This is a genomic window from Burkholderia sp. Ed8, from assembly GCF_040761425.1.
Lineage (GTDB): Bacteria > Pseudomonadota > Gammaproteobacteria > Burkholderiales > Burkholderiaceae > Burkholderia > Burkholderia seminalis.
Genome location: NZ_CP142886.1, coordinates 308,993 through 333,648, shown reverse-complemented (window position 1 = coordinate 333,648; position 24,656 = coordinate 308,993). Strand labels below are relative to the sequence as shown.

26 protein-coding genes, 1 other RNA gene and 1 riboswitch are annotated in these 24,656 nt (G+C 67.8%); of the genes, 16 read left to right on the top strand and 11 right to left on the bottom strand.

What is annotated here, in order from left to right; genetic code table 11:
* Positions 1-61: 61 nt before the first annotated feature.
* The gene (locus tag VXM69_RS15445; RefSeq protein ID WP_034186287.1) at positions 62-1,003 is read right to left on the bottom strand and encodes a CysB family HTH-type transcriptional regulator; all 942 of its coding nucleotides are present in this window, start codon (positions 1,001-1,003) and stop codon (positions 62-64) included.
* A 214-nt stretch (positions 1,004-1,217) separates the two neighbouring features.
* Here VXM69_RS15445 and VXM69_RS15440 point away from each other — a divergent pair, with 214 nt between their 5' ends.
* The 6 genes from VXM69_RS15440 to cobA all read left to right on the top strand — a co-directional run bounded on the left by VXM69_RS15440 (position 1,218) and on the right by cobA (position 7,427).
* Positions 1,218-2,897, top strand: a complete 1,680-nt coding sequence (locus VXM69_RS15440; protein ID WP_034186286.1) for a nitrite/sulfite reductase — start codon at positions 1,218-1,220, stop codon at positions 2,895-2,897.
* 25 nt (positions 2,898-2,922) lie between these two features.
* On the top strand, positions 2,923-3,474 hold the full coding sequence (locus tag VXM69_RS15435; protein ID WP_034186285.1) for a DUF934 domain-containing protein: 552 nt from the start codon (positions 2,923-2,925) through the stop codon (positions 3,472-3,474).
* A complete protein-coding gene (locus VXM69_RS15430) occupies positions 3,471-4,214 on the top strand; it encodes a phosphoadenylyl-sulfate reductase (RefSeq protein ID WP_034186284.1) in 744 nt (247 codons plus the stop codon). The genes VXM69_RS15435 and VXM69_RS15430 overlap by 4 nt, the downstream gene beginning before the upstream one ends.
* A 75-nt stretch (positions 4,215-4,289) precedes the next feature.
* Positions 4,290-5,252, top strand: coding sequence for a sulfate adenylyltransferase subunit CysD (cysD, locus tag VXM69_RS15425; RefSeq protein WP_034186283.1), 963 nt, complete (start codon positions 4,290-4,292; stop codon positions 5,250-5,252).
* A gap of 22 nt (positions 5,253-5,274) precedes the next feature.
* Positions 5,275-6,591 carry a sulfate adenylyltransferase subunit 1 gene (locus tag VXM69_RS15420; RefSeq protein ID WP_034186282.1) on the top strand — a complete coding sequence of 439 codons (1,317 nt, stop codon included), beginning with the start codon at positions 5,275-5,277 and terminating at the stop codon, positions 6,589-6,591.
* 86 nt (positions 6,592-6,677) lie between these two features.
* Complete coding sequence (gene cobA / locus VXM69_RS15415) at positions 6,678-7,427, top strand: uroporphyrinogen-III C-methyltransferase (protein WP_034186281.1); 750 nt, start codon at positions 6,678-6,680, stop codon at positions 7,425-7,427.
* Between the two features lie 122 nt (positions 7,428-7,549).
* Here cobA and VXM69_RS15410 read toward each other — a convergent pair whose 3' ends face one another.
* The 3 genes from VXM69_RS15410 to lptF are packed head-to-tail and all read right to left on the bottom strand — an operon-like array spanning position 7,550 to position 10,204.
* Positions 7,550-7,933: a CbiX/SirB N-terminal domain-containing protein gene (locus tag VXM69_RS15410; protein ID WP_059560410.1), complete on the bottom strand. Its 384-nt coding sequence runs from the start codon at positions 7,931-7,933 to the stop codon at positions 7,550-7,552.
* Positions 7,934-7,960: 27 nt separating this feature from the next.
* Positions 7,961-9,109: an LPS export ABC transporter permease LptG gene (gene lptG / locus VXM69_RS15405; protein WP_034186280.1), complete on the bottom strand. Its 1,149-nt coding sequence runs from the start codon at positions 9,107-9,109 to the stop codon at positions 7,961-7,963.
* 3 nt (positions 9,110-9,112) lie between these two features.
* Positions 9,113-10,204 (bottom strand): LPS export ABC transporter permease LptF, encoded by a 1,092-nt coding sequence (gene lptF / locus VXM69_RS15400; protein ID WP_034186279.1) that lies wholly within the window; start codon positions 10,202-10,204, stop codon positions 9,113-9,115.
* A gap of 122 nt (positions 10,205-10,326) precedes the next feature.
* Between lptF and VXM69_RS15395 the strand changes: the two genes are divergently transcribed.
* Genes VXM69_RS15395 through VXM69_RS15385 form a run of 3 tightly spaced genes read left to right on the top strand, consistent with a single transcriptional unit; the run spans position 10,327 to position 13,022 of the window.
* Positions 10,327-11,838, top strand: a complete 1,512-nt coding sequence (locus VXM69_RS15395; protein ID WP_034186278.1) for a leucyl aminopeptidase — start codon at positions 10,327-10,329, stop codon at positions 11,836-11,838.
* Positions 11,839-11,872: 34 nt separating this feature from the next.
* Positions 11,873-12,289 (top strand): DNA polymerase III subunit chi, encoded by a 417-nt coding sequence (locus tag VXM69_RS15390; RefSeq protein ID WP_021160787.1) that lies wholly within the window; start codon positions 11,873-11,875, stop codon positions 12,287-12,289.
* 25 nt (positions 12,290-12,314) lie between these two features.
* Positions 12,315-13,022, top strand: a complete 708-nt coding sequence (locus VXM69_RS15385; RefSeq protein WP_367189852.1) for a DUF2486 family protein — start codon at positions 12,315-12,317, stop codon at positions 13,020-13,022.
* 143 nt (positions 13,023-13,165) lie between these two features.
* Here VXM69_RS15385 and VXM69_RS15380 read toward each other — a convergent pair whose 3' ends face one another.
* Entirely contained in the window at positions 13,166-13,492 is a 327-nt protein-coding gene (locus tag VXM69_RS15380; protein WP_034186276.1) for a c-type cytochrome, read from the bottom strand.
* A 126-nt stretch (positions 13,493-13,618) separates the two neighbouring features.
* Positions 13,619-15,292, bottom strand: a complete 1,674-nt coding sequence (gene ilvD, locus VXM69_RS15375) for a dihydroxy-acid dehydratase (RefSeq protein ID WP_367189851.1) — start codon at positions 15,290-15,292, stop codon at positions 13,619-13,621.
* A 134-nt stretch (positions 15,293-15,426) separates the two neighbouring features.
* On the opposite strand from ilvD, the gene VXM69_RS15370 reads away from it, so the two are divergent.
* Together VXM69_RS15370 and lgt are read left to right on the top strand one after the other, a co-directional pair.
* The gene (locus VXM69_RS15370; RefSeq protein ID WP_034186274.1) at positions 15,427-16,341 is read left to right on the top strand and encodes a LysR substrate-binding domain-containing protein; all 915 of its coding nucleotides are present in this window, start codon (positions 15,427-15,429) and stop codon (positions 16,339-16,341) included.
* A gap of 98 nt (positions 16,342-16,439) precedes the next feature.
* Positions 16,440-17,330 carry a prolipoprotein diacylglyceryl transferase gene (gene lgt, locus VXM69_RS15365; RefSeq protein WP_367189850.1) on the top strand — a complete coding sequence of 297 codons (891 nt, stop codon included), beginning with the start codon at positions 16,440-16,442 and terminating at the stop codon, positions 17,328-17,330.
* 108 nt (positions 17,331-17,438) lie between these two features.
* Here the strand turns inward: lgt and VXM69_RS15360 are convergent, their stop codons facing one another.
* The 5 genes from VXM69_RS15360 to VXM69_RS15340 form a co-directional block, all read right to left on the bottom strand.
* Positions 17,439-18,179 (bottom strand): SIMPL domain-containing protein, encoded by a 741-nt coding sequence (locus VXM69_RS15360; protein WP_034186272.1) that lies wholly within the window; start codon positions 18,177-18,179, stop codon positions 17,439-17,441.
* 181 nt (positions 18,180-18,360) lie between these two features.
* A complete protein-coding gene (locus VXM69_RS15355; RefSeq protein WP_034178770.1) occupies positions 18,361-18,822 on the bottom strand; it encodes an EVE domain-containing protein in 462 nt (153 codons plus the stop codon).
* 70 nt (positions 18,823-18,892) lie between these two features.
* Positions 18,893-19,074, bottom strand: a non-coding RNA gene (ssrS, locus tag VXM69_RS15350) — 6S RNA.
* Between the two features lie 81 nt (positions 19,075-19,155).
* The gene (locus VXM69_RS15345) at positions 19,156-19,470 is read right to left on the bottom strand and encodes a cell division protein ZapA (RefSeq protein ID WP_011352906.1); all 315 of its coding nucleotides are present in this window, start codon (positions 19,468-19,470) and stop codon (positions 19,156-19,158) included.
* On the bottom strand, positions 19,467-19,817 hold the full coding sequence (locus VXM69_RS15340; protein WP_034186271.1) for an ATPase: 351 nt from the start codon (positions 19,815-19,817) through the stop codon (positions 19,467-19,469). Before VXM69_RS15340 ends, VXM69_RS15345 begins: the two co-directional genes overlap by 4 nt.
* Before the next feature lie 154 nt (positions 19,818-19,971).
* Positions 19,972-20,224: riboswitch (cobalamin riboswitch) on the top strand.
* Between the two features lie 158 nt (positions 20,225-20,382).
* On the opposite strand from VXM69_RS15340, the gene VXM69_RS15335 reads away from it, so the two are divergent.
* The 5 genes from VXM69_RS15335 (at position 20,383) to cobC (ending at position 24,645) form a co-directional block, all read left to right on the top strand.
* Positions 20,383-21,381 (top strand): iron ABC transporter permease, encoded by a 999-nt coding sequence (locus VXM69_RS15335; protein ID WP_124609518.1) that lies wholly within the window; start codon positions 20,383-20,385, stop codon positions 21,379-21,381.
* Positions 21,378-22,193: an ABC transporter ATP-binding protein gene (locus VXM69_RS15330; RefSeq protein WP_226252337.1), complete on the top strand. Its 816-nt coding sequence runs from the start codon at positions 21,378-21,380 to the stop codon at positions 22,191-22,193. Before VXM69_RS15335 ends, VXM69_RS15330 begins: the two co-directional genes overlap by 4 nt.
* A gap of 61 nt (positions 22,194-22,254) precedes the next feature.
* Positions 22,255-23,310 (top strand): nicotinate-nucleotide--dimethylbenzimidazole phosphoribosyltransferase, encoded by a 1,056-nt coding sequence (gene cobT / locus VXM69_RS15325; RefSeq protein ID WP_069705614.1) that lies wholly within the window; start codon positions 22,255-22,257, stop codon positions 23,308-23,310.
* Positions 23,300-24,076 (top strand): adenosylcobinamide-GDP ribazoletransferase, encoded by a 777-nt coding sequence (locus tag VXM69_RS15320; protein WP_034186268.1) that lies wholly within the window; start codon positions 23,300-23,302, stop codon positions 24,074-24,076. Before cobT ends, VXM69_RS15320 begins: the two co-directional genes overlap by 11 nt.
* A complete protein-coding gene (gene cobC / locus VXM69_RS15315) occupies positions 24,061-24,645 on the top strand; it encodes an alpha-ribazole phosphatase (RefSeq protein WP_367189849.1) in 585 nt (194 codons plus the stop codon). Before VXM69_RS15320 ends, cobC begins: the two co-directional genes overlap by 16 nt.
* Positions 24,646-24,656 lie beyond the last annotated feature (11 nt).

Below are 24,656 nucleotides of genomic sequence, written 5' to 3'. Positions count from 1 at the left end.
GGAATCTCCGTCGGGCAGCAAAAAGGGGCGCGATATGCGCCCCGCTGTTTATACACGCCGGTCAAAGCTCGTACGATTCGGATTCGCCCTTGAGTGCCTGCTCGATCAGCTTGCGGTTCAGGGTCGGCGACAGCAGTTCGACGAGCGTATACACATAGCTGCGCAGGTAGGCGCCCTGCTTGAGCGCGACACGCGTCACGTTGCTGCCGAACAGGTGGCCAACCGGAATCAGCCGCAGGTTGCGGTCGCGCTCCGGGTTGAACGCGATGTCGGCCATGATGCCGACGCCGAGGCCGAGTTCGACGTAGGTCTTGATCACGTCGGCGTCGATCGCCTCCAGCACGATGTCCGGCGACAGCCCGCGCAACGCGAACGCGTGATTGATCTTCTTGCGGCCCGCGAACGCGTCGTCATAGGTGATCAGCGGGTACTGCGCGAGATCGTCGAGCGTCGGCGGCTTGCGTTCGAGCAGCGGATGGTCGGCCGGCACGACGGCCGCATGGTGCCACTGGAAGCAGGGCAGCGACACGAGCTCCTTGTAGTCGGAGATCGCCTCGGTCGCGATCGCGAGATCGGCCTGGTCGTGGATCACCATCTCGGCCACCTGCGTCGGGCTGCCTTGCAGGATCGACAGGTGCACCTTCGGGAAGCGTTTCTTGAATTCGGCGATCGCGGCCGGCAGCGAGTAGCGGGCCTGCGTGTGGGTCGCGGCGATGGTCAGGTTGCCCTGGTCCTGTGCGGCATAATCCTTCCCGACCCTTTTAAGGCTTTCAACCTCCTGGAGGATCCGCTCGACCGACGCGAGGATGATCCTGCCCGGCTCGGTGAGCGAGCGCACGCGCTTGCCGTGCCGCGTGAAGATCTCCACGCCGAGCTCGTCCTCGAGCTCGATGATCGCCTTGGATACCCCCGGTTGGGACGTGTAGAGCGCCTTCGCGGCCTCGGTGAGGTTGAAATTCTGCCGGACGGCCTCGCGCACGAAGCGAAATTGGTGCAGGTTCATTTATAACCCTTCCGCATATCAACAGAATTTTTTAGTCGTTTGAAATATAAGGCGAGTTTATTACGATTCACCCGAGTTTTTCAAATATGGATATCTGTTTTCGTCATTAGCAATCCACCCGGTAGCGGATGGGGGCGATGACGGCGGAACGGAGATTCGGGCGCGACGTGGCTAGGACGTCGCGCGGTCACCACGAAAACCCTGGGGTCCCCGAATGTATCAGTACGACCAATACGACCAGACGATCGTCGACGAGCGTGTCGCGCAGTACCGCGATCAGGTGCGCCGCCGGCTGTCGGGCGAGTTGAGCGAGGAAGAATTCCGTCCGCTGCGCCTGCAGAACGGCCTGTACATGCAGCGTCACGCGTACATGCACCGCATCGCGATTCCGTACGGCAACCTGCGCAGCGACCAGCTCCGGATGCTGGCGCGCATCGCCCGCGAACACGACCGCGGCTACGGTCACTTCTCGACCCGCTCGAACATCCAGTTCAACTGGATCGAGCTGGAAGACACGCCCGAGATCCTCGCGAAGCTCGCGTCGGTGCAGATGCACGGCATCCAGACGTCGGGCAACTGCATCCGCAACATCACGGCCGACCAGTTCGCCGGCGTCGCGCAGGACGAGGAGATCGATCCGCGCCCGTGGGCCGAGATCCTGCGCCAGTGGTCGACGTTCCATCCCGAATTCGCGTGGCTGCCGCGCAAGTTCAAGATCGCGGTGTCGGGCTCGAAGGACGACCGCGCGGCCGTGCAGATCCACGACCTCGGCGTGTACCTGAAGAAGAACGCGCAGGGCGAGGTGGTCGCGAGCATCCTCGCGGGCGGCGGCCTCGGCCGTACGCCGATCATCGGCGCGGTGATCAAGGAAGACCTGCCGTGGCAGCACCTGCTGACCTACTGCGAAGCCGTGCTGCGCGTATACAACCGTTACGGCCGGCGCGACAACCTGTACAAGGCGCGCATCAAGATCCTCGTGAAGGCGCTGTCGCCCGCGAAGTTCGCGCAACAGGTCGAGGAAGAGTGGCAGCACCTGAAGGACGGCCCGTCGACGCTCACGCAGGCCGAGCTCGACCGCGTGTCGCAGTATTTCGCGCCGCCCGTCTACGAGAAGCTGGCCGACACCGACGCATCGTTCGAGCAGCACCTGCTCGAGAACAAGGCGTTCGCGCGCTGGGTCGAGCGTAACGTCGCGCCGCACAAGGTGGCCGGTTATGCGGCCGTCACGCTGTCGCTGAAGGATCACCGCGTGGCGCCGGGAGACGCGACCGACGCGCAGATGGAACTGGTGGCCGACTGGGCCGACGCTTACTCGTTCGGCGAGCTGCGCGTGTCGCACGAGCAGAACCTGATTCTCGCGAACGTGAAGAAGCGCGACCTGTTCGCGTTGTGGGAAAAGGCGAAGGCGGCCGGTTTCGCGACGCCGAACATCGGCCTCCTGACCGACGTCATCGCGTGCCCGGGCGGCGATTTCTGCTCGCTCGCGAACGCGAAGTCGATCCCGATCGCGCTGGCGATCCAGCAGCGTTTCGACGATCTCGACTATGTGCACGACCTCGGCGACCTGTCGCTGAACATTTCCGGTTGCATGAACTCGTGCGGCCACCACCACGTCGGCAACATCGGCATCCTCGGCGTCGACAAGGACGGCGCCGAGTGGTACCAGGTGTCGCTCGGCGGCGAGCAGGGCACGGGCCGGAACGGCGCGCGCCTCGGCCGCGTGATCGGGCCGTCGTTCTCGGCGGAAGAAGTGCCGGGCGTCATCGCGAAGCTGATCGACACGTTCGTCGAGGCACGCATCGACGGCGAGCGCTTCGTCGACACGTACGACCGCATCGGCCTCGCGCCGTTCAAGGAGCGCGTGTATGCGGCGCGCCAGGCAGTGAACGCGTAACCCACCGGCTACAAGGAATTTGCAGATGGCTTCGATTATCAAGAACCGCGCAGTGATCGACGACGCATGGCAGGTCGTGCGCGCGGCGGAAGACGGTGCGCTGCCCGCGGTCGACGCATTGCCGGCCGGCAAGGTGCTGGTGCCGTTCGCGTTGTGGCAGGCCGAGCGCGCGGCGCTCGTCGCCGCGAAGACGAAGGACGAACTCGGCGTGTGGCTCGCGCCGGACAGCGAGCCGGCCGATCTCGCGGCCGATTTCGGCGCGATTTCGCTGATCGCCGTCGATTTCCCGCGCTTCGCGGACGGCCGCGGTTACAGCATCGCGCGCTTGTTGCGCGAGCGTCACGGCTGGACGGGCGAGCTGCGCGCGATTGGCGACGTGCTGCGCGACCAGCTGCTGTACCTGTCGCGTTGCGGCTTCGACGCATTCGCGGTGCGCGCCGACAAGGACATCCACGACGCGCTGAACGCGTTCGCGGAATTCACGCAGCGTTACCAGGGCGCGTTCGACGAGCCGGCGCCGCTGTTCCGCCGCCGCACGCCCGACGTAGCGACGCCCGACGCGAAGGTGAGCGCATGAGCACCGCCACCGCGCTGACGCCGGAACTCGCCGCGAAGGTCGAGCGCCTCGACGCACTGCTCGCGCGGATCGGCGCCCGTCACGACAAGGTGAAGTTCGCGAGCAGCCTTGCGGCGGAAGACATGCTGCTCACGCACGCGATCCTGTCGAAGGGCGTGTCGATCGGCATCTTCTCGCTGAATACGGGCCGCCTGCACGCGGAAACGCTCGGCATGATCGACCGCGTGCGCGAGCGCTACGGCTACGAGATCGAGCAGTTCCACCCGCGGCAGGACGCGGTCGACCAGTATGTCGCGGAGCACGGCCTGAACGCGTTCTACGAGAGCGTCGAGCTGCGCAAGTCGTGCTGCCACATCCGCAAGGTCGAGCCGCTGAACCGCGCGCTGGCCGACGTCGGCGCGTGGGTCACCGGCCAGCGCCGCGAGCAGTCGGTCACGCGGGCCGAGCTGCACGAGGAAGAACAGGACGAAGCGCGCGGGATCGCGAAGTACAACCCGCTGGCCGACTGGACGGAAGCCGACGTATGGGCGTACCTCGACGCGTTTGACGTGCCGGTCAACCCGCTGCATGCTCGCGGCTACCCGAGCATCGGCTGCGAGCCGTGCACGCGGGCGATCCGTCCCGGCGAGGACAGCCGGGCGGGCCGCTGGTGGTGGGAATCGCGCGATACGAAGGAATGCGGCCTGCACATCTCGATCACGCCGATTCCCGCGGCGGCCGATGCTGGCGCCGCGCACTGAACGCCTACAAGAAACTGACTATTGCGCCGCCCGCGACAGCGGGCGGCACGAACCCAGAAGAGAAGGACTGAAATCATGAGCACGACGCTCGAGCAATCCGCCTTTGCCCCGGCCTCCGGCGCGGACAGCCGCATGGGCCACCTCGACTGGCTCGAAGCCGAGTCGATCCACATCCTGCGCGAGCTGGTTGCCGAGTGCAGCAAGCCGGCGCTGCTGTTCTCGGGCGGCAAGGATTCGGTCGTCGTGCTGCATCTGGCCCTGAAAGCGTTCGGCCTCGGCGCGAACCGCAAGACGACGCTGCCGTTCCCGCTCGTGCACATCGACACGGGCCACAACTACGAGGAAGTGATCGACTTCCGCGACCGCCGCGCGCAGGAACTGGGCGCCGAGCTGGTCGTCGGGCACGTCGAGGATTCGATCAAGCGCGGTACGGTCGTGCTGCGCCGCGAGACCGATTCGCGCAACGCCGCGCAGGCCGTCACGCTGCTCGAGACGATCGAGGCGCACGGCTACACCGCGCTGATCGGCGGCGCGCGCCGCGACGAAGAGAAGGCGCGTGCGAAGGAACGCATCTTCTCGTTCCGCGACGAATTCGGCCAGTGGGATCCGAAGGCGCAGCGCCCGGAACTGTGGAGCCTGTACAACGCCCGCCTGCACAAGGGCGAGCACCTGCGCGTGTTCCCGATCTCGAACTGGACCGAGCTCGACGTGTGGCAGTACATCGCGCGCGAGAACCTCGAACTGCCGTCGATCTACTACGCGCATCAGCGCGAGATCGTGCGCCGCAACGGGCTGCTCGTGCCCGTCACGCCGCTCACGCCGATGCGTGAAGGCGAGTCGAGCGAGTTCGCGCAGGTGCGCTTCCGCACGGTCGGCGACATCAGCTGCACGTGCCCGGTCGAGAGCGATGCGGACGACGTCGAGAAGATCATCGCCGAGACGGCGGTGACCGAGATCACCGAGCGCGGCGCGACCCGGATGGACGACCAGGCCTCCGAAGCCGCGATGGAACAGCGCAAGAAGCAAGGTTATTTCTGAAGCACACGAGGACATTCACATCATGAGCATCATCGAGAACACCGAAGACCTCGGCGTGCTGCGCTTCATCACCGCAGGCAGCGTCGACGACGGCAAGAGCACGCTGATCGGCCGCCTGCTGTACGACAGCAAGGCCGTGCTGTCCGACCAGCTGTCCGCGCTGTCGCGTGCGAAGAACAAGCGCACCGTCGGCGACGAGCTCGACCTCGCGCTGCTGACCGACGGGCTGGAAGCCGAGCGCGAGCAGGGCATCACGATCGACGTCGCGTACCGCTATTTCGCGACCGCGAAGCGCAAGTTCATCATCGCCGACACGCCGGGCCACGAGCAGTACACGCGCAACATGGTGACCGGCGCGTCGACCGCGCACGCGGCGATCATCCTGATCGACGCGACGCGCGTGACGATCGAGAACGGCGTCGCGGAACTGCTGCCGCAGACCAAGCGCCACAGCGCGATCGTCAAGCTGCTGGGGCTGCAGCACGTGATCGTCGCAATCAACAAGATGGACCTCGTCGACCACAGCGAGGCGCGCTTCAACGAGATCCGCGATGCGTACGTCGCGCTCGCGAAGCAGCTCGGCCTGACCGACGTGCGCTTCGTGCCGGTGTCGGCGCTGAAGGGCGACAACATCGTCGGCGCGAGCGAGCGCATGCCGTGGTACGCGGGCGAGCCGCTCCTCGACGTGCTCGAGTCGCTGCCGGTCGAGACGCAGGCGCATGACGCGCTGCGCTTCCCGGTGCAGTGGGTCGCGCGCCAGGACGGCAGCTCGGCCGACGACTTCCGCGGCTACATGGGCCGGATCGAGTCGGGCGAAGTGAAGGTGGGCGACGAGATCGTCGTGCTGCCGTCGAACCGCACGGCAACGATCGCCGAGATCGTCGCGCCGGTGCCGGGCGGCACCGCGTCGGTCGCGCACGCGTTCGCGGGCCAGACGGTGACGATCCGCCTCGAGGAAGATGTCGACGTGTCGCGCGGCGACATGTTCGTCACGACCGCCGAGCCGGTCGAGCCGGCGAAGAAGCTCGAGGCCGACCTGTGCTGGTTCGACGAAGCGCCGCTGTCGCCGCAGCGCAAGTACCTGCTGAAGCAGACCACGAGCACGGTGTTCGCGAAGATCGGCGCGGTCAAGCAGGTGCTCGACGTGCATACGCTGTCGCACGCGACCGACCGTCAGGACCTGAAGATGAACGACATCGGCCGCGTCGCGCTGACGCTGCAGAAGCCGATCGTCTGCGACACGTACGATGCGCACCCGGGCACCGGCGCGTTCGTGCTGATCGACGAGGCGACGCACCACACGGTCGCCGCCGGCATGATCCGAGCGTTCTCGGCGTAATCGTCAATCTGCGCGGCGAACCGCGCCGCCGCACGGCGGCGCGGTTCGCCCGCAAACGTCCGCAAGGACGAAGCGAAGCGACAAACATGGGCAAGGTGTATCTGATCGGAGCAGGGCCGGGCGCGGCCGACCTCATCACGGTGCGCGGCATGCGGCTGCTCGAGCAAGCCGACGTCGTGCTGCACGACGCGCTCGTCGAGCCGGCGATGCTCGACTATGCGCCGAACGCGCGAAAGATCGCGGTCGGCAAGCGCTGCGGGCAGCGCTCGACCGCGCAGCATTTCATCAACAAGCAGATCGTCGATGCGGCGCGCGAACACGCGTGCGTCGTGCGGCTGAAGGGCGGCGATCCGATGCTGTTCGGCCGCGCCGAAGAGGAAATGCGTGCGCTCGAGGCGGCCGGCATCGACTACGAGGTCGTGCCGGGCATCACCGCGGCGCTGGCCGGCGCCGCGACGCTGAAGCGATCGCTGACGTTGCGCGGTGTGTCGCGCAGCGTCGCGTTCGCGACGCACAGTCGCGCGCCGGGCAGCGACGAGATTCGCGAAGCCGCGCGCGCCGATTCGATCGTCTACTACATGGGCCGCGACAGCGCGCCCGGCATCGCGCAGGAGCTGATCGACGCCGGCCGGGCGCCGGCGACACCCGTCGCGATCGTCGAGGCGTGCAGCACCGTGCGCGAGCGCTCGCTGACGCTGACGCTCGCGCAGATGGCGGCGGGCGACGCGCAGGCGTGGCTCGATCCCGCCGAACCGAGCCTGCTGATGATCGGCGATGCATTCGCCGAGCGCGTGCGGCTCGCAAAAGACGGCGACGCGTTGCGCAGTGCCGCTTGAGTCGAGCGCGCGGCGCGGCCAAGCGAGGTAGCGATTGCTGCCGGATTGCCGCCGGTTCGCGGGCGTAAAAAAAGCGCCGGCTCTCGAAGCCGGCGCTTTTTTGTTTGGGGCGGCGGATTCGTTCAGGCGTCGTCGCCGAGCTGGCCGAGGCAGTAGCGTGCGATCGCGTCGAGCACGCCGTCGTCTTCGCCGACGGCCGTCGCGCAGCGGATTTCGACCGCCGGATGCGCGGTGCGGCAGGCATCGACGAGCTGCGGCAGGTCGCGGCGGACATGGCCGCCCTGGCCGAAGAACACGGGCACCACGGTGATGCGCGTGCAGCCGGCGGCGACTTGCGCGGCAACGGCGTCGGCGAGCGACGGCGTCATCAGCTCGAGGAACGCGAGCGACACGCGCGGGGCAGCGGAGCCTGCGCCGCGCAGCCGCGCGGCGAGCCGCTCGAACGGCTCGGCCCAGCGCGGATCGCGGGCGCCGTGGCCGAACAGGACGATGCCGTGCGAACTCATGTCGATGCCTCCGTCGTCATGCGGCACTCAGTGCCGGTCGACCCACTTGAGCGCGAACAGGCCGAGCGCGAGATAGATCAGGCCCGGGGTCGCCGCGGTGAGCGGCGCGGGCCACGTGTTCAGCGTGCCGATGTGCGAGAACAGCGTGTTGAGCAGCTGGAAGCTCATGCCGAGCATGATGCCGCCGAACACCTTCACGCCGACCACGCCCGCGCGCGTGTGCAGGTACGCGAACGGCAGCGACAGCACGAGCATCACGAACACCGCGAACGGATACAGCAGCTTGCGCCACAGCGCGATGTCGTAGCGCTGGGTGTCCTGCTGATTCTCGCGCAAGTGCTGGATGTAGCGGAACAGGTTGATGAGCGACATGCGCTCCGGCGACACGAGCAGCACCGACAGGATCTGCGGCGTCAGGTCCGAGCGCAGCCGGTATTCGGGCAGCGACACCTGCTGCGACCGGTACACGGGGTTCAGCGCGTCGGCCGGCTGGCCGCTGACCGGCTTGATCGGCGTGAGCTCCGTCTCGGTGACGCCCTTCAGCAGCCAGTGGCCGGGCGGCTCGTAGCGGCCCGTCTGCGCGATCCGGACGTTCTGCAGCTGGAACTTCGAGTCGAATTCGTAGATGCGCACGTTGCTGATCGTCGAGTCGGGCGACAGGCTGCCGACGTTGACGAAGCGCGTGACCTGCTCGCCGTTTTCGCGGGCCGCGAGCGTGTCCTTCACCCACACGCCCGACTGGAAGTTCGACGACACCGATGCGCCGAGCGCCTGCAGCCGCACGCGTTCGGACAGCTGGTCGGCGTACGGGCCGACGAATTCGCCGATCAGGTAGGTGACGATCACGAGCGGCACGCCGATCTTCAGCAGCGAGCGCAGCGCCTGGTTGGTCGCGAGACCCGACACGCGGAAGATCGTGAATTCCGAGTTCGCGGCCATCTGCGCGAACACGTAGATCGCGCTGATCAGCGCGGCGACCGGGATGATCTCGTAGAAGCGCGACGGCGTCTGCAGCGCGACGCGCAGCACCGCGTAGCCGAACTTGTAGTTCCCGTGCCCGACCGAGTTCAGTTCGCTGATCAGGTCGAAGAAGAAGAACAGGCCCGAGAACGCGAACAGGATGAAGATGAACGTGACGTAGATCTGTCGCGCGAAGTACTTTTCATAGAGCCGCATCGATCATGCTCCCGAGCGGCCGAACAGCGCGCGTGTCAATAACGGACGATTGCGCACGCGCAACCAGAAGATGAACGCGACGATCGCCGCGACGACCAGGTGCAGGCCGACGAGGCCCACGCCGAACGACATCTTGCCCTGCTCGATCTGCGCCTGCACGACGTTCAGCAGGTTCGAGTAAGTAAGGTAGATCAGCACGGCCATCACGAGGTTGATCGTGCGGCTGCGGCGCGGGTTCTGGTACGACAGCGGAATGCCGAGCACCATCAGGTTGATCGCGATCAGCGGCAGCCCCGCGCGCCACGCGAATTCCGCGAGGTTGTCGCGCGTCGGGTTGCGCAGCAGGTCGGGCGTCGGCGTGCTGTTGGTGGTCGGCACGTTGGTGACCGGGGTGCTGGTGATCTTCACGCCGTAGCGCTCGAACTCCATGATCTTGAAGTTCGGCTGGCCGGGCGTGCCGTCGTAGCGGCGGCCGTCTTCCAGGACGACGAAACGGCTGCCGTCGCGCGTCTCCGTGTGACCCGTCTGCGACACGACCACGTTGACCTTGCCGTTCTCGGTCGACGTGACGAACACGTTCTGCACCTTGCTCTGGTCGGGCGTCATCTTCTCGATGAAGAACACGCGGTGGTTCGCGGCCGACTCGCGGAACTGGCCCGGCGCGAGCAGCGAGATCTCGTCGCGCTGCTGGAAGCGTGCCTTGATCATCTTGCTTTGCTGGTTCGACCACGGCCAGCCGACAAACGCGAAGAAGGCGATCAGCAGGACGATCGGCGTGGCGAACACGCCGATCGGCTTGATGAGGCGCGTGAGGCTCACGCCCGACGCGAGCCACACCACCATTTCGGAGTCCCGGTACCACCGGGTCAGCACGAACAGGATCGACACGAACAGCGTGACGACGAGCATCACGGCGAGATAGCCGATCACGGTCAGGCCGATCAGCACGAGCACGTCCCGCGGATCGATTTCACCGGACGCGGCGTAGCCGACGATGCGGATCATCATCGTCGTGAGCATGATCGTGAGCAGCACCATGAACACGGCGCCAGCCGTATACGCAAGCTCGCGCTGGAGGGAGCGTTCGAAGATCATTCTTGATGAGAAGAGGGCGGGAGGCGGCGCACGCGTGGTGGAGCGCTCGCGCCGCCACGGGAAAAATAGCGGATAATTGCGGCTTTCATCCTTAGCCCAGATTTTATCCGAGGACAAGCGCGATGGACTTTAGCATAAAAGGCTGTGATTGGAGCAAAGGCGAGGCCAAGGGGTTCCTGACCGGGAAGTCCGACTGCATCGTGCTCGGCATCTTCGAGGCGCAGACGCTTTCGGGCGCGGCGCTCGACATCGACACGGCCACCAAGGGGCTGATTTCGCGCATGGTGAAGGCCGGCGACATGGACGGCAAGCGCGGCAAGACGCTGTTCCTGCACGAAGTGTCGGGCATCGGCGCGTCGCGCGTGCTGCTCGTCGGCCTCGGCAAACAGGATGCTTTCAATCAGAAAGCCTATAACGACGCGGTGACGGCCGCGTGGCGCGCGCTGCTGGCGACCAAGGTCGTCCAGGTCACGTTCTCGCTCGCGCAACTGCCGGTCGACGAGCGCAGCTCCGACTGGGGCGTGCGTGCGGCGATTCTCGCGCTGCGCAACGAGACCTACCGTTTCACGCAGATGAAGAGCAAGCCGGAACCGGCGTCGCACACGCTCAAGCGCGTCGTGTTCAGCGTCGACCCGGCCGACGAGAAGGCCGCGAAGGTCGCGGTCAAGCAGGCCGTCGCGCTCGCGAACGGGATGGATCTGACCCGCGACCTCGGCAACCTGCCCGGCAACGTCTGCACGCCGACCTACCTCGGCAACACCGCGAAGAAGATCGCGAAGGATTGGGGCCTGAAGGCCGAAGTCCTCGGGCTCAAGCAGATCCAGGCGCTGAAGATGGGCTCGTTCCTGTCGGTCGCGCGTGCGTCGGTCGAGCCGCCCCAGTTCATCGTGCTGCACTACCAGGGCGCCGCCGCGAAGGCCGCGCCGGTCGTGCTGGTCGGCAAGGGCATCACGTTCGACACGGGCGGCATCTCGCTGAAGCCGGGCGAGGGCATGGACGAGATGAAGTACGACATGTGCGGCGCCGGTTCCGTACTCGGCACGATGCGCGCGGTCGCCGAGATGGGGCTGAAGATCAACGTCGTCGCGATCGTGCCGACCTGCGAGAACATGCCGGGCGGCAACGCGACGAAGCCGGGCGACATCGTCACCAGCATGAAGGGCCTGACGATCGAAGTGCTGAACACCGACGCCGAAGGCCGCCTGATCCTGTGCGATGCGCTCACGTATGCCGAGCGCTTCAAGCCGGCGGCGGTGATCGACGTCGCGACGCTGACGGGCGCGTGCGTGATCGCGCTGGGCGGCCACAACAGCGGCCTGTTCTCGACCGACGACGCGCTCGCGGGCGAACTGCTCGACGCGTCGCGCGAGGCGAACGATCCGGCGTGGCGCATGCCGCTCGACGACGAGTACCAGGACCAGCTGAAGTCGAACTTCGCGGATCTCGCGAACATCGGCGGCCGTCCGGCCGGCGCGGTGACGGCCGCGTGTTTCCTGTCGCGCTTCACCGACAGCTACCCGTGGGCCCACCTCGACATCGCGGGCACCGCGTGGAAGGGCGGCGCGGCGAAGGGGGCGACGGGCCGTCCGGTGCCGTTGCTCGCGCAGTTCCTGATCGACCGCGCCGGCCAGTGATGGCGGTGCAGACGACGATGCGGGTACGCGGGCAATGACGCGGATCGATTTCCACTCGAACGTCGGCGATTCGCTCGCGTACGCGTGCCGGCTGCTGCGCAAGGCCTACCAGGCCGGGCAGCCGGTCGTCGTGCTCGCCGAGCCCGCGCGCCTGCGCGCGCTCGACGAGCGGCTCTGGACGTTCTCGCCGCTCGATTTCATCCCGCATTGCGGCGTCGACAGCGAGCACGCAGCCGGCACGCCGATCGTGCTGGCGGCCGATCTCGACCGCGCGCCGCATCACCACGTGCTGCTGAACCTCGGCGCGGCCGTGCCCGCGCAGTTCGCCCGCTTCGAGCGTCTGCTCGAAGTGGTCGGCAATGCGCCGGACGAGCTGGCCGCGGGCCGCGACCGCTACCGGTTCTACCGCGACCGCGGATACGCGCTGAACAACTACAAGCAGGGCAGCTAGCCGAAACCGTCGACGGAGTGTTGCCGTGACACAAGCCGATTCAACCTCGATCCCGATGCTGACCGACGTGCTGGTGCCGGGCAAGCCGGTGCCGGCGCGCGCGTCCGCGCCCGGCGCGCCGCAGCCGCACGAGCGCACGGCGATTCCGGTGCTCACCGACGTGATCGCACCGGGCGATGCCATGAAAACCGGGGCCGACCCCGAAGCCGTCGTGGTCGAGCCGGTGCCGACGCCGCACGTGCCGGCGATCGCGTTGCCGGGCGACGTGGCAACGGCCGAGGCGGCCGCGATGGGCGAAACCGATGCGCCGGCCGAAACCGGCGCCACGGAGCATGTGGTCGCCGAAGACACGGCGGCGATGAATGCACCGCTGCGGTCGTCGCTGGCCGACGACACCGTGCCGCGGCACGCGCTCGCCGCGATGGCGCACGAAGCGGCCGGACCAGCGCCTGAAACGGCGATGCCGGATGCCGCCGCGGCAGCAGGGCTGACGCCGGAGGATGCGCAGCACATCGCCGAGCGCCTGCGCAATCGGCTGACGAACTATCTGACCGGAGCGGGCCGCGACGCGATCGAGGAACGCTGTCGCGACGCGCTGCATGAGCATTCGGCCTGGCTCGTCGGGCAGGTCACGCGCGAGGTGGCGCTCGCGCTGGAGACCGAGGTCATGGACTGGGTCCGCGACGCGGTCGATGAAGAGATCGCACGCCGCCGCGCCGGCCATTCCGGCTGAACGCGCGGTCGCTCCGCGGCGGGAAAGAGGGCGCGGTCCCGGCAAGTGCCGGTAAGGTGGCCGTCAAGGCACCGGCCGGCCGGTGCAGGGCTGCCTGACGGCAACGCGCGGCACAACGGCGACCGGTGTCCGGGGCATCCGGATCAGCGCACCGACAGCACCCATTGCGCGAGCGTATGGGCTTCGGTATTCGTCAGTTGCGTATTGGCGGGCATCGGCACGCTGCCCCATACGCCGACGCTGCCTTTCACGATCGATTGGGCCAGGTAGTCGACGGCGTCGCCGCGTGCCGCGTACTTGCCGGCGATATCGTGGAACGACGGGCCCATCAGCGGCTTGCTCACCGCGTGGCAGGCCATGCAGTTCTTGCGCTGCGCCAGCGCGAGCCCGTCGGCCTGGTCGGCACGCGCGGCGGCCGCGCCGCCGGCCAGCAGCGTCACGAGCAGCGCGCGCAATATCGTCTGTTTCATGCGGTTCTCCGCCGGCGGGGACAGCCGGCTTCATGGTCCGCGCATTATAGAAGCAAAGGGAAGGCGCGTTTTGCGCGTTCCCCGGCGGCCGTGCCTGTTGGGGCCGCATGCCGCGACGCGCTCACGTCACCCCGTAACGGCCCCCTGGTTCGCCGGCCGGGCGAGCGCCGCGAATTTCGCGAGCACGCCGCGCGTATAGCGGGGCGCCGGCTGGCGCCATGCGGCGCGGCGTCGTGCGAGCTCCGCGTCGTCCACATTCAGCTGCAGCAGCAGCCGGTGCGCGTCGATCGTGATCGAGTCGCCTTCCTGCACGAGCGCGATCGTGCCGCCGACGAACGCCTCCGGCGCGACGTGGCCGACCACCATGCCCCAGGTGCCGCCCGAGAAGCGGCCGTCCGTGATGAAGCCGACCGATTCGCCGAGCCCCTTGCCGATGATCGCGGAGGTCGGCGCGAGCATTTCCGGCATGCCGGGGCCGCCCTGCGGGCCGAGATAGCGCAGCACGAGGATGTCGCCCGCGCGGATCCGGTCGCCGAGGATCGCATCCATCGCGCTCTGTTCGTCGTCGAACACGCGGGCCGGGCCGGTGATCACCGGGTTCTTCAGGCCGGTGATCTTCGCGACCGCGCCGTCTTCCGCGAGATTGCCCTTCAGGATCGCCAGGTGGCCTTCCTGGTACAGCGCGCGGTCGATCGGGAAGATCACGTCCTGGTCGGCGCGCGGCACGCTCGGCACGTCCTTCAGTTCGTCGGCGATCGTGCGGCCGGTGATCGTCATGCAGTCGCCGTGCAGCAGCCCCGCGTCGAGCAGGATCTTCAGCACCTGCGGAATCCCGCCGGCGCGGTGCAGGTCGGTCGCCACATACTTCCCTGACGGCTTCAGGTCGCAGATCACGGGCACGCGCTTGCGAATGCGCTCGAAATCGTCGATCGTCCAGTCGACCTCGGCCGCGTGCGCGATCGCGAGATAGTGCAGCACCGCATTGGTCGAGCCGCCCGTGGCCATGATCACCGACACGGCGTTCTCGATCGCTTCCTTCGTGATGATGTCGCGCGGCTTCAGGTCGCGCTTCACGGCCTCGACGAGCACCCGCGCCGATTCGGCGGCCGAATCGACCTTCTCCTGGTCGGGGTTCGCCATCGTCGACGAATACAGCAGCGACATGCCGAGCGCCTCGAACGACGAGCTCATCGTGTTCGCGGTGTACATGCCGCCGCACGAGCCCGACGTCGGGCACGCGTTCTTCTCGACCCCTTCGAAGTCCTCCTGCGACATCCGGCCCGCGGTGAATTCGCCGACGGCCTCGAACGACGACACGATCGTCAGGTCGCGGCCCTTCCAGTTGCCCGGGCGGATCGTGCCGCCGTACACGTAGATGCCCGGCACGTTCAGGCGTGCGAGCGCGATCATGCCGCCCGGCATGTTCTTGTCGCAGCCGCCGACCACCACCACGCCGTCCATCCATTGGCCCTGCACGCAGGTCTCGATGCAGTCGGCGATCACCTCGCGCGACACGAGCGAGTACTTCATCCCCTCGGTGCCCATCGACATGCCGTCCGAAATCGTCGGCGTGCCGAAGATCTGCGGATTCGCGCCGGACGCCTTCACGGCCGCGACGGCCGCGTCCGACAGGCGCTGCAGGCCGGAATTGCATGGCGTGATCGTCGAATGGCCGTTCGCGATGCCGATCATCGGCTTGTCGAAATCGTCCTTCTGGTAGCCGAGTGCGTAATACATCGAGCGGTTCGGCGAACGGGCCACGCCTTGCGTGATGTGCTTCGAGCGACGGTTGTACGACATGGGGGGCTCCATCGTTGTGTGGGCGTCGCTCGTGAGGGCGCGCCGGTTTGGGTCAATCAAGAATGGAGTTTCCGGATTGGGATGTCCAATATATTATTTGTCGCCTATTAAGTCTTTTTGCGAATGAGTCAAGCATGGCCGATCCGACACCCGACTTGCGCCAGTGGCGTTATTTCGCGACCGTGGCCGACGAACGCCATTTCGGCCGCGCGGCCGAGCGCCTGTCGATGACGCAGCCGCCGCTGTCGCAGGCGATCCGCGCGCTCGAGGACGCGCTGGGCGTCGCGTTGTTCGTGCGCACCAAGCGTTCGGTGGCGCTGACGGCGGTCGGCGCGGCGCTGTTGCCCGACGTGCGCCGGCTGCTGGCATCGGCCGATGCGCTGCCGCCGCTCGCGCGGCGGCTCGCGCGCGGCGAGGCCGGCTCGCTGTCGCTCGCGTTCGTGTCGACCGCGGATTACGGGCTGCTGCCGTCGCTGCTGCGCGCGTTCGGCGCACGCTATCCGCAGGTGCGTCTGCAGCTCGCGGAGGCGACGAGCGACGTGCAGATCGATGAACTCGTCGCCGGGCGCATCGACGCGGGACTCGTCATTCCACCGGTGCCGCCGCGCCACGCAGCCGGCCTGTCGTACCTGCCCGTGGTGCGCGAGCCGCTGGTGGTCGCGATGCCCGCCGCGGCATCCGATGCGGCCGAAGACGTGCCCGTGCACCTCGCCGAAGTGGCCGCGCTGCCGCTCGTGATCTTTCCGCGCCGTTTGGCGCCCGGCTTTTATGACATCATTACGGGCTGCTACGGCGCGGCGGGGGAAACCCCGCGCATCGGCCAGGAGGCGATCCAGATGCAGACGATCGTCAGCCTCGTGTCGGCCGGCATGGGCGTCGCACTGGTGCCGCAATCGCTGCGTAACCTGCGGCGCACCGGTGTGGTCTACCGGCCGCTTGCCGGGCACGCGCCGGTCGTCGAGACCGGCCTCGTGTGGCGCACGGGCGACGTGAGTCCCGTGCTGGCCGGCTTCATCGACGTCGTGCGCGCGCACGGCCCCGCCGCGTGACGTGAACGATGGCGCGCCGGTGCCGTCCAATGCGCGGTGCCGCGTAGTGCTGCGCAGCGCGACTGCCGTACCGCATTCGAAAACTTCTTCGCTAACCCATGATCATTCACCCGAATTTCGACCCCGTTGCGATCCATCTCGGGCCGCTGGCCGTGCGCTGGTATGGCCTCATGTATCTCGTCGGCTTCATCGCGGCGATCGTCGTCGGCCGGATCCGCCTGAAGCTGCCGCATGTCGCCGCGCAGGGCTGGACCGCGAAGGACATCGACGACATGATGTTCTACGGCGTGCTCGGCACCGTGCTCGGCGGCCGGCTCGGTTATGTGCTGTTCTACAAGGCCGATTTCTATTTCTCGCATCCGCTCGACGTGTTCAAGGTGTGGGAGGGCGGCATGTCGTTTCACGGCGGCTTCCTCGGCGTCACGCTCGCGATGATGCTGTTCGCGTGGCAGCGCAAGCGCCCGTGGCTGCAGGTCACCGACTTCGTCGCGCCGATGGTGCCGACGGGGCTCGCGGCCGGGCGCCTCGGCAACTTCATCAACGGCGAGCTGTGGGGCCGCGTGACCGACCCCGCCGCACCGTGGGCGATGCTGTTCCCGGGCGCGATGCGCGACGACGCGGCCTGGCTGCCGAAGCATCCGGCGCTCGTCGAGCAGTGGCATCTCGCCGACGTGTTAATGCAATACCAGATGCTGCCGCGCCATCCTTCGCAGCTCTATGAAATCGCGCTCGAAGGCATCGCGCTGTTCTTCGCGTTGTTTTTCTTCGCGCGCAAGCCGCGGCCGATGGGCGCCGTGTCCGCGCTGTTCCTGATCGGCTACGGCCTCGCCCGTTTCACGGTCGAGTTCGCGCGCGAGCCCGACGACTTCCTCGGCCTGCTTGCACTGGGCCTGTCGATGGGGCAGTGGCTGTCGCTGCCGATGATCCTCGCGGGCGTCGCGCTGATGGCCTGGGCGTATCGCCGCCGTGCGGCGAACGCCGCCGCGTAATGTGAAATCGATGCGCGCGCAACCGTCGCGCGCATCGGCAATCTGCAGGCGCATAAAAAACGCCGGCCCTCGGGCCGGCGTTTTTTGTTTCCGACAACGCGTGGCGCGTTACTTCATCTGCACCGAACCGTTGACGGTAACCGACACGGTCGCCTTGCCGCCTTCGACCGCGATTGGCGCGCTCATCTTCGCGCTGTCCATCGGCGCCGCGGCCATCGCCATCATGCGCGGGTACGGCTGCACGTTGCGGCCGCTGCCGACGTTCACGTCGCGAATCGTGTAGCTGCTGTAGCCGAATGCCTTCGCGGCTTCGTCCGCGCGTGCGCGGAACGACTTGATCGCCTCGGTCGTGAGCTTCTGCTCGGCCGTGCGCTGCGCTTCAGGCGACAGCGAGAACTCGACGTTCGCGACCTGCATCAGGTTCGACAACTGGCCCGCGAGCTTCGACGCCGCGGCGAAATCGCGCGATTCGAGCGCCACCTCGGTACGGCCGCGCCACGCGGAAATCTTGCCGTCGCGATCGGTGCTCGGATACACGGAGAATGCACCCGTGTGTGCGGTGACGCCCGACACGCCCTTTGCCTGCGACAGCGCCGCGTCGGCGCGCTGGTTCAGCTGCGCCGTCAGGCTGCCCGGATCCTTGGCCTGCTGCTCGTAGAACAGCGTGATGTGGATGATGTCCTGCGGCACGTCGGCGCTGGCTTGCGACGACAGCGACAGCACGCCTGCCGGCTCGGGGAAATGCGGGTTGGCGGTTTGCGCGTGCGCGGCCGGCGACGCGAGCGTCAGCGCGACGGGAACGGCGGCGGCGAGGGCGAGCGACAGCGCGAGAGCGGATTTCTTGGTCATTGTTGGACTCCTTGTGCGAGGGCGCGCACGCGGATCACGCGTGCACGACGCGGGCGTACCGCGCGACGAAATAAACGACGGCCGGCCCGATCGGCCGACAGCGGTTGCTTAGGCTGCGCAAAAGTGCCGCGAGTTCCGTGCCGGCCGCGCGTGCTGACCAGATTTGACCTTTGGCGCGCGCCTACTTCATCAGCTTTTCGGTGATGAAGCGCCATTCGGCGCGCGTCACGGGTGTGATCGACAACCGGTTGCCGCGGGCCAGCACGCGCATGTCGGCGAGTTCGTCGTGTTCGCGCAGTGCGGCAAGCGGCACGAGCGGCGACTTCTTCACGTAGCGCACGTCGACGAGCAGCCAGCGCGGCGCTTCCTGCGTCGATTTCGGGTCGTAGTAGGGGCTTTTCGGATCGAACTGCGTGGGATCGGGGTAGGGTGTCGACGACACTTCGGCGAGGCCCGCGATGCCCGGCTCGGGGCAGCTCGAGTGATAGAACAGCACGCCGTCGCCGATCTTCATCGTGTCGCGCATGAAATTGCGCGCCTGATAATTGCGCACGCCGGTCCACGGCAGCGAGCGCTGCGGAGCGTTGGCGAGATCGTCGATGCTTGCTTCGTCCGGTTCGGACTTCATCAGCCAGTATTGCATGGATCGTGATCGACGCAGAAAGGGCTGCTACAAAAGAAAACGGCACCGGGACTCGCCCGATGCCGTTGGATAGGCCCCCGCCTTGGCCGCTAGGCCGGCATCCTGAACCTGGGGTTCAGAATTGGTCGCAGTTAGCAGCACTTCGGGTACATCAGACAGAGTGACGCGCGCGCCCGTGCTACAAATTTCCGCAACCGTGCACATGGCATTGGTTCAAGGAATATATGACCTTGGCGAACCAGGCAGGGAAGCTGACTGAACTGTGATTCGATGCGCCAATTTGACCACCGTTGACCGCCGAGATCAAGGGGAATCGACGCATCGTTTGAAACGTTACTGCGTCTCGTGCTGTGCGAGCACCGCGCCGAGCTGTTCGTTCATCTGGTGCATTGTACGACGGATTTCCTCCGCCGGAAATGCTTCACCGTGCCGCACGCTCGTTTGCAGCCGCAGCAATTCCGATGCGAGCGACAGCGCCGCCATCACCGCAATGCGATCGGTGCCGCGTACCGAACTGTTCGAGCGGATTTTCGACATTTCGGCGTCGACGCGCGCGACGGCCTCGAGCAGTGCCGCTTCGGTCTCGGCCGAACAGGCGAGCCGATAGGCCTGACCGAGAATCGAGACTTCGATCTGCTTGGTGCTCATGCATGTTCTCCGTGGCTGGCCGCGTCATCGCCATCCGGGCGTGCCTGCGCATCCAGCAGGTCGAGCTGGTTGTCGGCTTGCTCCGCGCTTTTCGAGCGCGGCAGCTTTTCGAGAATCGCGTTCAGTTTCACCTGGGCGTCGTCGATCTTTGCCGACAGCGTGTCGCGCTCGGCCGCGAGCGCATTGCGTTCGTCGCGCAGTGCCGCGAGTTCCGCGCGGACCGTGTCCGCTTCCGCGCGCAATTGCGCGACCTGCTCCTCGAGCGCGAGCCGTTCCGCGTGATAGCGCTTGTTCAGCGAAATCAGACGGCCAATATTTTGAGATAAGGTTTCGAGTTCGTTGAGCATTTGCTGCGTCCTCTAAAGACCCAGCATTTTAGCGCGGAATAACGCGCAATCCGACATCTGTAACGTTTCCAGTCGTAACACCCCGGCTTCTTGCCGCGAATCGGTGCTTCCCGTGCGTGTCCGGATGCTTCCTTGACGCTCGCGCGACCGGCTCCTAAACTGGCGCCGCCTCGGTGCTCGCGCGTGGCACGCGCGGTTAAACGGGAAGCAGGGCGTGCGCTCCGGGAGCGTGCCAACCTGCGCTGCCCCCGCAACGGTAAGCGGCCGCGTCCGTCGACGCAGGCCGGCTCGGGCGCGTTTTGCGTGCAGGTGTCGCACGCGGGCGCGGGCCACTGCGCGTGAAACGCGCGGGAAGGCGAGCCGGACCGCCGCCAGCCCGGATACCGGCCGAGACGGGAAGCCCGCACGGGTTTCATGACGCGCGGCCTGCGGGGAGGCGGGGCGCGCAACGCTTCACGGAATGTTCTTCGATGCTGACCCCAATCGTCCGCGCGGCGTCCCCGTCACGTCCGGCCGGCCATCTCGAGCGGATGCGCCGCGCATCATGCGCGCGGCCGTGCACGGCATGAGCGCCGCGCGCGCCGCCGCGATCTGGGCCGCGCTGGCCGCCGCGGTCGCGCTGCTGTTCGTCGCGTCGCTGTCGATCGGCAGCGTGCCGATGTCGCCGTGGCAGGCGCTCGTGTCGCTCGTCCCGCATGGCGGCGACGCGCTGTTCGCCGAGATCGTCCGCACGCTGCGTCTGCCGCGCGCGCTCGCCGGCTTCGCGTGCGGCGCGCTGCTCGCGCTGGCCGGCGCGCTGTTGCAGGTGCTGCTGCGCAACCCGCTTGCGGAACCGTACGTGCTCGGCGTGTCCGGCGGCGCGGCCGGCTTCGCGCTCGTCGCGATGATTGCCGGCGGCGCATGGTGGCTCGTCGACGCGTCGGCATTCGCCGGTTCGCTCGTCTCGGTCGCGCTCGTGCTCGGTCTCGCGCGCCGCGCGTTGTGGCGCGGCGATTCGCGCGACGCGTCGCCGCGCCTGCTGCTCACCGGCGTCGTGATCGCGGCCGGGTGGGGCGCGCTCGTCACGCTGTTGCTGTCGCTCGCTCCCGATGCGCGGCTGCGCGGCATCATCTTCTGGCTCACGGGCGACCTGAACGGCGTGACGGCGCCCTGGTTCGCATGGGGGGCGCTGTTGCTGGCCGCATGCGTCGCGCTGCCGGCCGCGCCGCAACTGAACGTGCTGCTGCGCGGCGACGCGACCGCGCAGGCGCTCGGCGTGCCCGTCGCGCGCCTGCGCGTGCGGATCTATCTCGTCGCGTCGCTGGCGGCCGCGGCCGCGGTGACGACGGCCGGCACGATCGGCTTCGTCGGCCTCGTCGTGCCGCATGCGCTGCGGCTCGCGTTCGGCAACGACCAGCGGATGCTGCTGCCGGCCGCGATGCTCGCGGGCGGCGGCGGCGTGATGGCGGCCGACCTGCTCGCGCGCACCGCGATCGCGCCCGCGCAGTTGCCGGTCGGCGTGATGACCGCCTTGATCGGCGTGCCGGTGTTCCTGTGGATGTTGTTGAGGAGGCCGATGCGATGACGGATGCCGCACTGCGCGCGGGCGGCGGCGAGCTGTACTGCACGGCCGTGGACCTGACGCTGAAGGCTGGCGCGCGCACATTGCTCGACGGGTTCACGCAGGCGTTTCGGCCCGGCGAGATCTGGTGCGTCGCGGGGCCGAACGGCGCCGGCAAGACGACGCTGCTCGCGACGCTCGCGGGGTTGCAGCCGCCGGCCGGCGGACAGGTCGAGATCGACGGCCGGCCGCTGGTCGAGTGGCCGCCCGGGCCCCTCGCGCAGCGTCGCGCGCTGATGCCGCAGCAGCTGCACGATGCGTTCAGCGCGACGGTGCTCGACACGGTGCTGCTTCACCGCTATCCGTATCTCGGCGGCTGGGGCTGGGAGCGCGACGGCGATCGCGCGGCCGCGTACGACGCACTCGCGACGTTCGATCTGACCGCACTCGCGTCGCGCGATGTATTGTCGCTGTCGGGCGGCGAGCGGCAGCGGGTCGCGCTGGCCGCGACGCTGTGCCAGGATGCGCCGCTGATGTTGCTCGACGAACCGCTCGCGCATCTCGACCTGCATCACCAGATCGACTGCCTGACCGCGCTGGGCGCATGGCTCGACCGGGGCCCGCGCACGGTGCTGTTTTCGTGCCACGACCTGAATCTCGCGCGGCGTTTCGCGACGCACGCGTTGCTGCTCGACGGCCGCGGCCGCGCGTCGGCCGGCCCCGTGCACGACGTGCTGACGCCCGAACGCGCGAGCGACGCGTTCGGCTATCCGCTCGTGCTGATCCGCGAGAACGGCCGCGATGCGTTGCTGCCGGCATGGCCTGCGCGACCATGACCTTTCCTTTTCCGATTCCTCCGATGCGCGGCGCGTGCCGCGCCAACGACACGGCTTCCCGATGACGACTTCGACCCCCTTCCCGCCCGCGATCGCGCCGCTCGACGACGCGCTTCGCACGCGCCTGCAGCATGTGATCGACCACAAGACCAAGCCGCCGGGCAGCCTCGGCCAGCTCGAGGCGCTCGCGCTGCAGATCGGCCTGATCCAGCATACCGAGCGACCGGTCGTGCAGCGCCCCGTGACGATCGTGTTCGCCGGCGATCACGGGATCGCCGCCGAGGGCGTCAGCCCTTATCCGCAGGCGGTGACCGCGCAGATGGTCGCGAATTTCCTGGCCGGCGGCGCGGCGATCAACGCGTTCTCGGGCGTCGCGCAGAGCGCGCTCGAGATCGTCGATGCGGGCGTCGCGTCGCCGTTGCCGCTGTCGGACCGGCTGGTGTCGCTGCCGGTCGCGCGCGGCACGCGCAACTTCGCGGCGGAGCCGGCGATGTCGCGCGACGAGGCGATGACGGCGCTCTCCGCCGGCGCGGCGCGCGTGCGCCTGCATGCATCGCTCGGCACGAACGTGATCGGCTTCGGCGAGATGGGGATCGCGAACACGTCGTCGGCCGCGTGCCTGATGAGCCGCCTCCTCGACGTGCCGGTCGACGCATGCGTCGGACGCGGCACGGGCCTCGACGACCAGGGGCTCGCGCACAAGCGCGCGGTGCTCGGCCGCGCGCTCGTCAAGCATTCGCATGCGATCGCGCCGCTCGACGTGCTCGCGACGTTCGGCGGTTTCGAGATCGCGATGATGACGGGCGCGTATCTCGCGGCCGCGAGCGAGCGGATGACGATTCTCGTCGACGGCTTCATCGCGACGGCCGCGCTGCTCGTCGCCGAACGCATCGTGCCCGGCGTGCGCGACTACTGCGTGTTCTCGCATACGTCGCACGAGGCCGGCCACCGGCGCATGCTCGAGCATTTCGGCGCGAAGCCGCTGCTCGCGCTCGACCTGCGGCTCGGCGAAGGCACGGGGGCGGCGCTCGCGCTGCCGCTCGTGCGCGCGGCGGCGGCCTTCCTCAGCGAGATGGCGAGCTTCGAGTCGGCCGGCGTCGACAATCGTGACGCCTGATCGCGTGCGCGGCGTGCGGGCCGAACTGCGCTACTTCTTCGTCGCGCTCGGCTATTTCACGCGCGTGCCGGTGCCGCGTTCGATCGGCTACGCGGCCGGCGATCTCGACCAGGCCGCGCGTTATTTCCCGCTCGTCGGCGCGTGCGTCGGCGCGTGGGGTGCGCTCGTCTATCTCGCCGCGCTGCGGGTGCTGCCCCCGTCGATCGCGGTCGGGCTGTCGATGGCGGCAACCCTGCTCGCGACCGGCGCGTTCCACGAGGACGGCCTCGCCGACAGTTGCGATGCGTTCGGCGGCGGTTATACGCGCGACGACGTGCTGCGCATCATGCACGACTCGCGGATCGGCACGTTCGGCGCGGTCGCGCTCGTGATCACGCTCGGCCTGAAATGGCAGGCGCTTGCGTCGATGCTGCCGCTGCGCGCCGCATGGACGATGATCGCCGCGCATGCGGCGAGCCGCGCGGCGGCCGTGAGCCTGCTGATGACGCTCGACTACGTGCGGCCCGAAGGCAAGGCGAAGCCGGTCGCGCAGCGGATGGGCGGTCGCGCGGCGTGCGTCGCGGCGGTATTCGGATTGCCCTGGCTGTTCTGGCCCGACTGGCGCATGGGCGTTGCCGTGTGCGCGGCGCTCGTGCTCGTGCGCGCATGGGCAGCCCGCTATTTCGTGAAGCGGATCGGCGGTTATACGGGCGACTGTCTCGGCTTCGCGCAGCAACTGTGCGAACTGGCGATCTATCTCGTGGTGCTCGGATGGACGTCGTCCTGATCCGTCATCCGGCCGTCGATATCGAGCCGGGCATCTGCTACGGGCGCAGCGACGTGCCGCTCGCCGCGCCTGCCGACGCCGGCGCGCGGGCCGTGCGTGCGCATCTGTCGGCGCTCGGCGCGCCGTTGCCCCGACAGGTCTGGACGAGCCCGTTGACGCGCTGCGTATCGGTTGCCGAGCGGCTCGCGCAGGTGTTCGACGTGTCGCTGCGGTGCGATGCCGACTGGCAGGAGATGGATTTCGGCGCATGGGAAATGCAGCGCTGGGACGATATCGATCGCGCGGCGCTCGATGCATGGGCGGCCGACCTGATGCATGCGTGTGCGCACGGCGGCGAAAGTGTCGCGCGGCTCGTCGAACGGGTGGCACGGCGGGCCGATGCGCTTGCGCGGTTCGACGAACCGCAATGGGTCGTCACGCATGCGGGCGTGATCCGCGCGTTCGCGTCTCACGTATTGCGGGTCCCCCTCGAGACGCTGCTGTCGCGGCCGGTGCCGACGGGCGGAGGTGTCTGGCTGCGGGCGGACCACGGCGAGCGAGCATGGGAAGTCATGCACTGGAGCGCATAGGCGCGCAATGC

What these genes read in the sequence shown, in the direction of transcription:
- VXM69_RS15355 (WP_034178770.1), bottom strand. Translation starts at nt 18,822, where the DNA reads ATGCAATACTGGCTGATGAAGTCCGAACCGGACGAAGCAAGCATCGAC.
- VXM69_RS15390 (WP_021160787.1), top strand. Translation starts at nt 11,873, where the DNA reads ATGACGCGGATCGATTTCCACTCGAACGTCGGCGATTCGCTCGCGTAC.
- lgt (WP_367189850.1), top strand. Translation starts at nt 16,440, where the DNA reads ATGATCATTCACCCGAATTTCGACCCCGTTGCGATCCATCTCGGGCCG.
- lptG (WP_034186280.1), bottom strand. Translation starts at nt 9,109, where the DNA reads ATGCGGCTCTATGAAAAGTACTTCGCGCGACAGATCTACGTCACGTTC.
- VXM69_RS15360 (WP_034186272.1), bottom strand. Translation starts at nt 18,179, where the DNA reads ATGACCAAGAAATCCGCTCTCGCGCTGTCGCTCGCCCTCGCCGCCGCC.
- VXM69_RS15430 (WP_034186284.1), top strand. Translation starts at nt 3,471, where the DNA reads ATGAGCACCGCCACCGCGCTGACGCCGGAACTCGCCGCGAAGGTCGAG.
- VXM69_RS15410 (WP_059560410.1), bottom strand. Translation starts at nt 7,933, where the DNA reads ATGAGTTCGCACGGCATCGTCCTGTTCGGCCACGGCGCCCGCGATCCG.
- lptF (WP_034186279.1), bottom strand. Translation starts at nt 10,204, where the DNA reads ATGATCTTCGAACGCTCCCTCCAGCGCGAGCTTGCGTATACGGCTGGC.
- VXM69_RS15330 (WP_226252337.1), top strand. Translation starts at nt 21,378, where the DNA reads ATGACGGATGCCGCACTGCGCGCGGGCGGCGGCGAGCTGTACTGCACG.
- VXM69_RS15345 (WP_011352906.1), bottom strand. Translation starts at nt 19,470, where the DNA reads ATGAGCACCAAGCAGATCGAAGTCTCGATTCTCGGTCAGGCCTATCGG.
- VXM69_RS15395 (WP_034186278.1), top strand. Translation starts at nt 10,327, where the DNA reads ATGGACTTTAGCATAAAAGGCTGTGATTGGAGCAAAGGCGAGGCCAAG.
- cobC (WP_367189849.1), top strand. Translation starts at nt 24,061, where the DNA reads ATGGACGTCGTCCTGATCCGTCATCCGGCCGTCGATATCGAGCCGGGC.
- VXM69_RS15420 (WP_034186282.1), top strand. Translation starts at nt 5,275, where the DNA reads ATGAGCATCATCGAGAACACCGAAGACCTCGGCGTGCTGCGCTTCATC.
- VXM69_RS15435 (WP_034186285.1), top strand. Translation starts at nt 2,923, where the DNA reads ATGGCTTCGATTATCAAGAACCGCGCAGTGATCGACGACGCATGGCAG.
- VXM69_RS15440 (WP_034186286.1), top strand. Translation starts at nt 1,218, where the DNA reads ATGTATCAGTACGACCAATACGACCAGACGATCGTCGACGAGCGTGTC.
- cysD (WP_034186283.1), top strand. Translation starts at nt 4,290, where the DNA reads ATGAGCACGACGCTCGAGCAATCCGCCTTTGCCCCGGCCTCCGGCGCG.
- ilvD (WP_367189851.1), bottom strand. Translation starts at nt 15,292, where the DNA reads ATGTCGTACAACCGTCGCTCGAAGCACATCACGCAAGGCGTGGCCCGT.
- VXM69_RS15445 (WP_034186287.1), bottom strand. Translation starts at nt 1,003, where the DNA reads ATGAACCTGCACCAATTTCGCTTCGTGCGCGAGGCCGTCCGGCAGAAT.
- cobT (WP_069705614.1), top strand. Translation starts at nt 22,255, where the DNA reads ATGACGACTTCGACCCCCTTCCCGCCCGCGATCGCGCCGCTCGACGAC.
- VXM69_RS15370 (WP_034186274.1), top strand. Translation starts at nt 15,427, where the DNA reads ATGGCCGATCCGACACCCGACTTGCGCCAGTGGCGTTATTTCGCGACC.
- VXM69_RS15340 (WP_034186271.1), bottom strand. Translation starts at nt 19,817, where the DNA reads ATGCTCAACGAACTCGAAACCTTATCTCAAAATATTGGCCGTCTGATT.
- VXM69_RS15335 (WP_124609518.1), top strand. Translation starts at nt 20,383, where the DNA reads ATGAGCGCCGCGCGCGCCGCCGCGATCTGGGCCGCGCTGGCCGCCGCG.
- cobA (WP_034186281.1), top strand. Translation starts at nt 6,678, where the DNA reads ATGGGCAAGGTGTATCTGATCGGAGCAGGGCCGGGCGCGGCCGACCTC.
- VXM69_RS15380 (WP_034186276.1), bottom strand. Translation starts at nt 13,492, where the DNA reads ATGAAACAGACGATATTGCGCGCGCTGCTCGTGACGCTGCTGGCCGGC.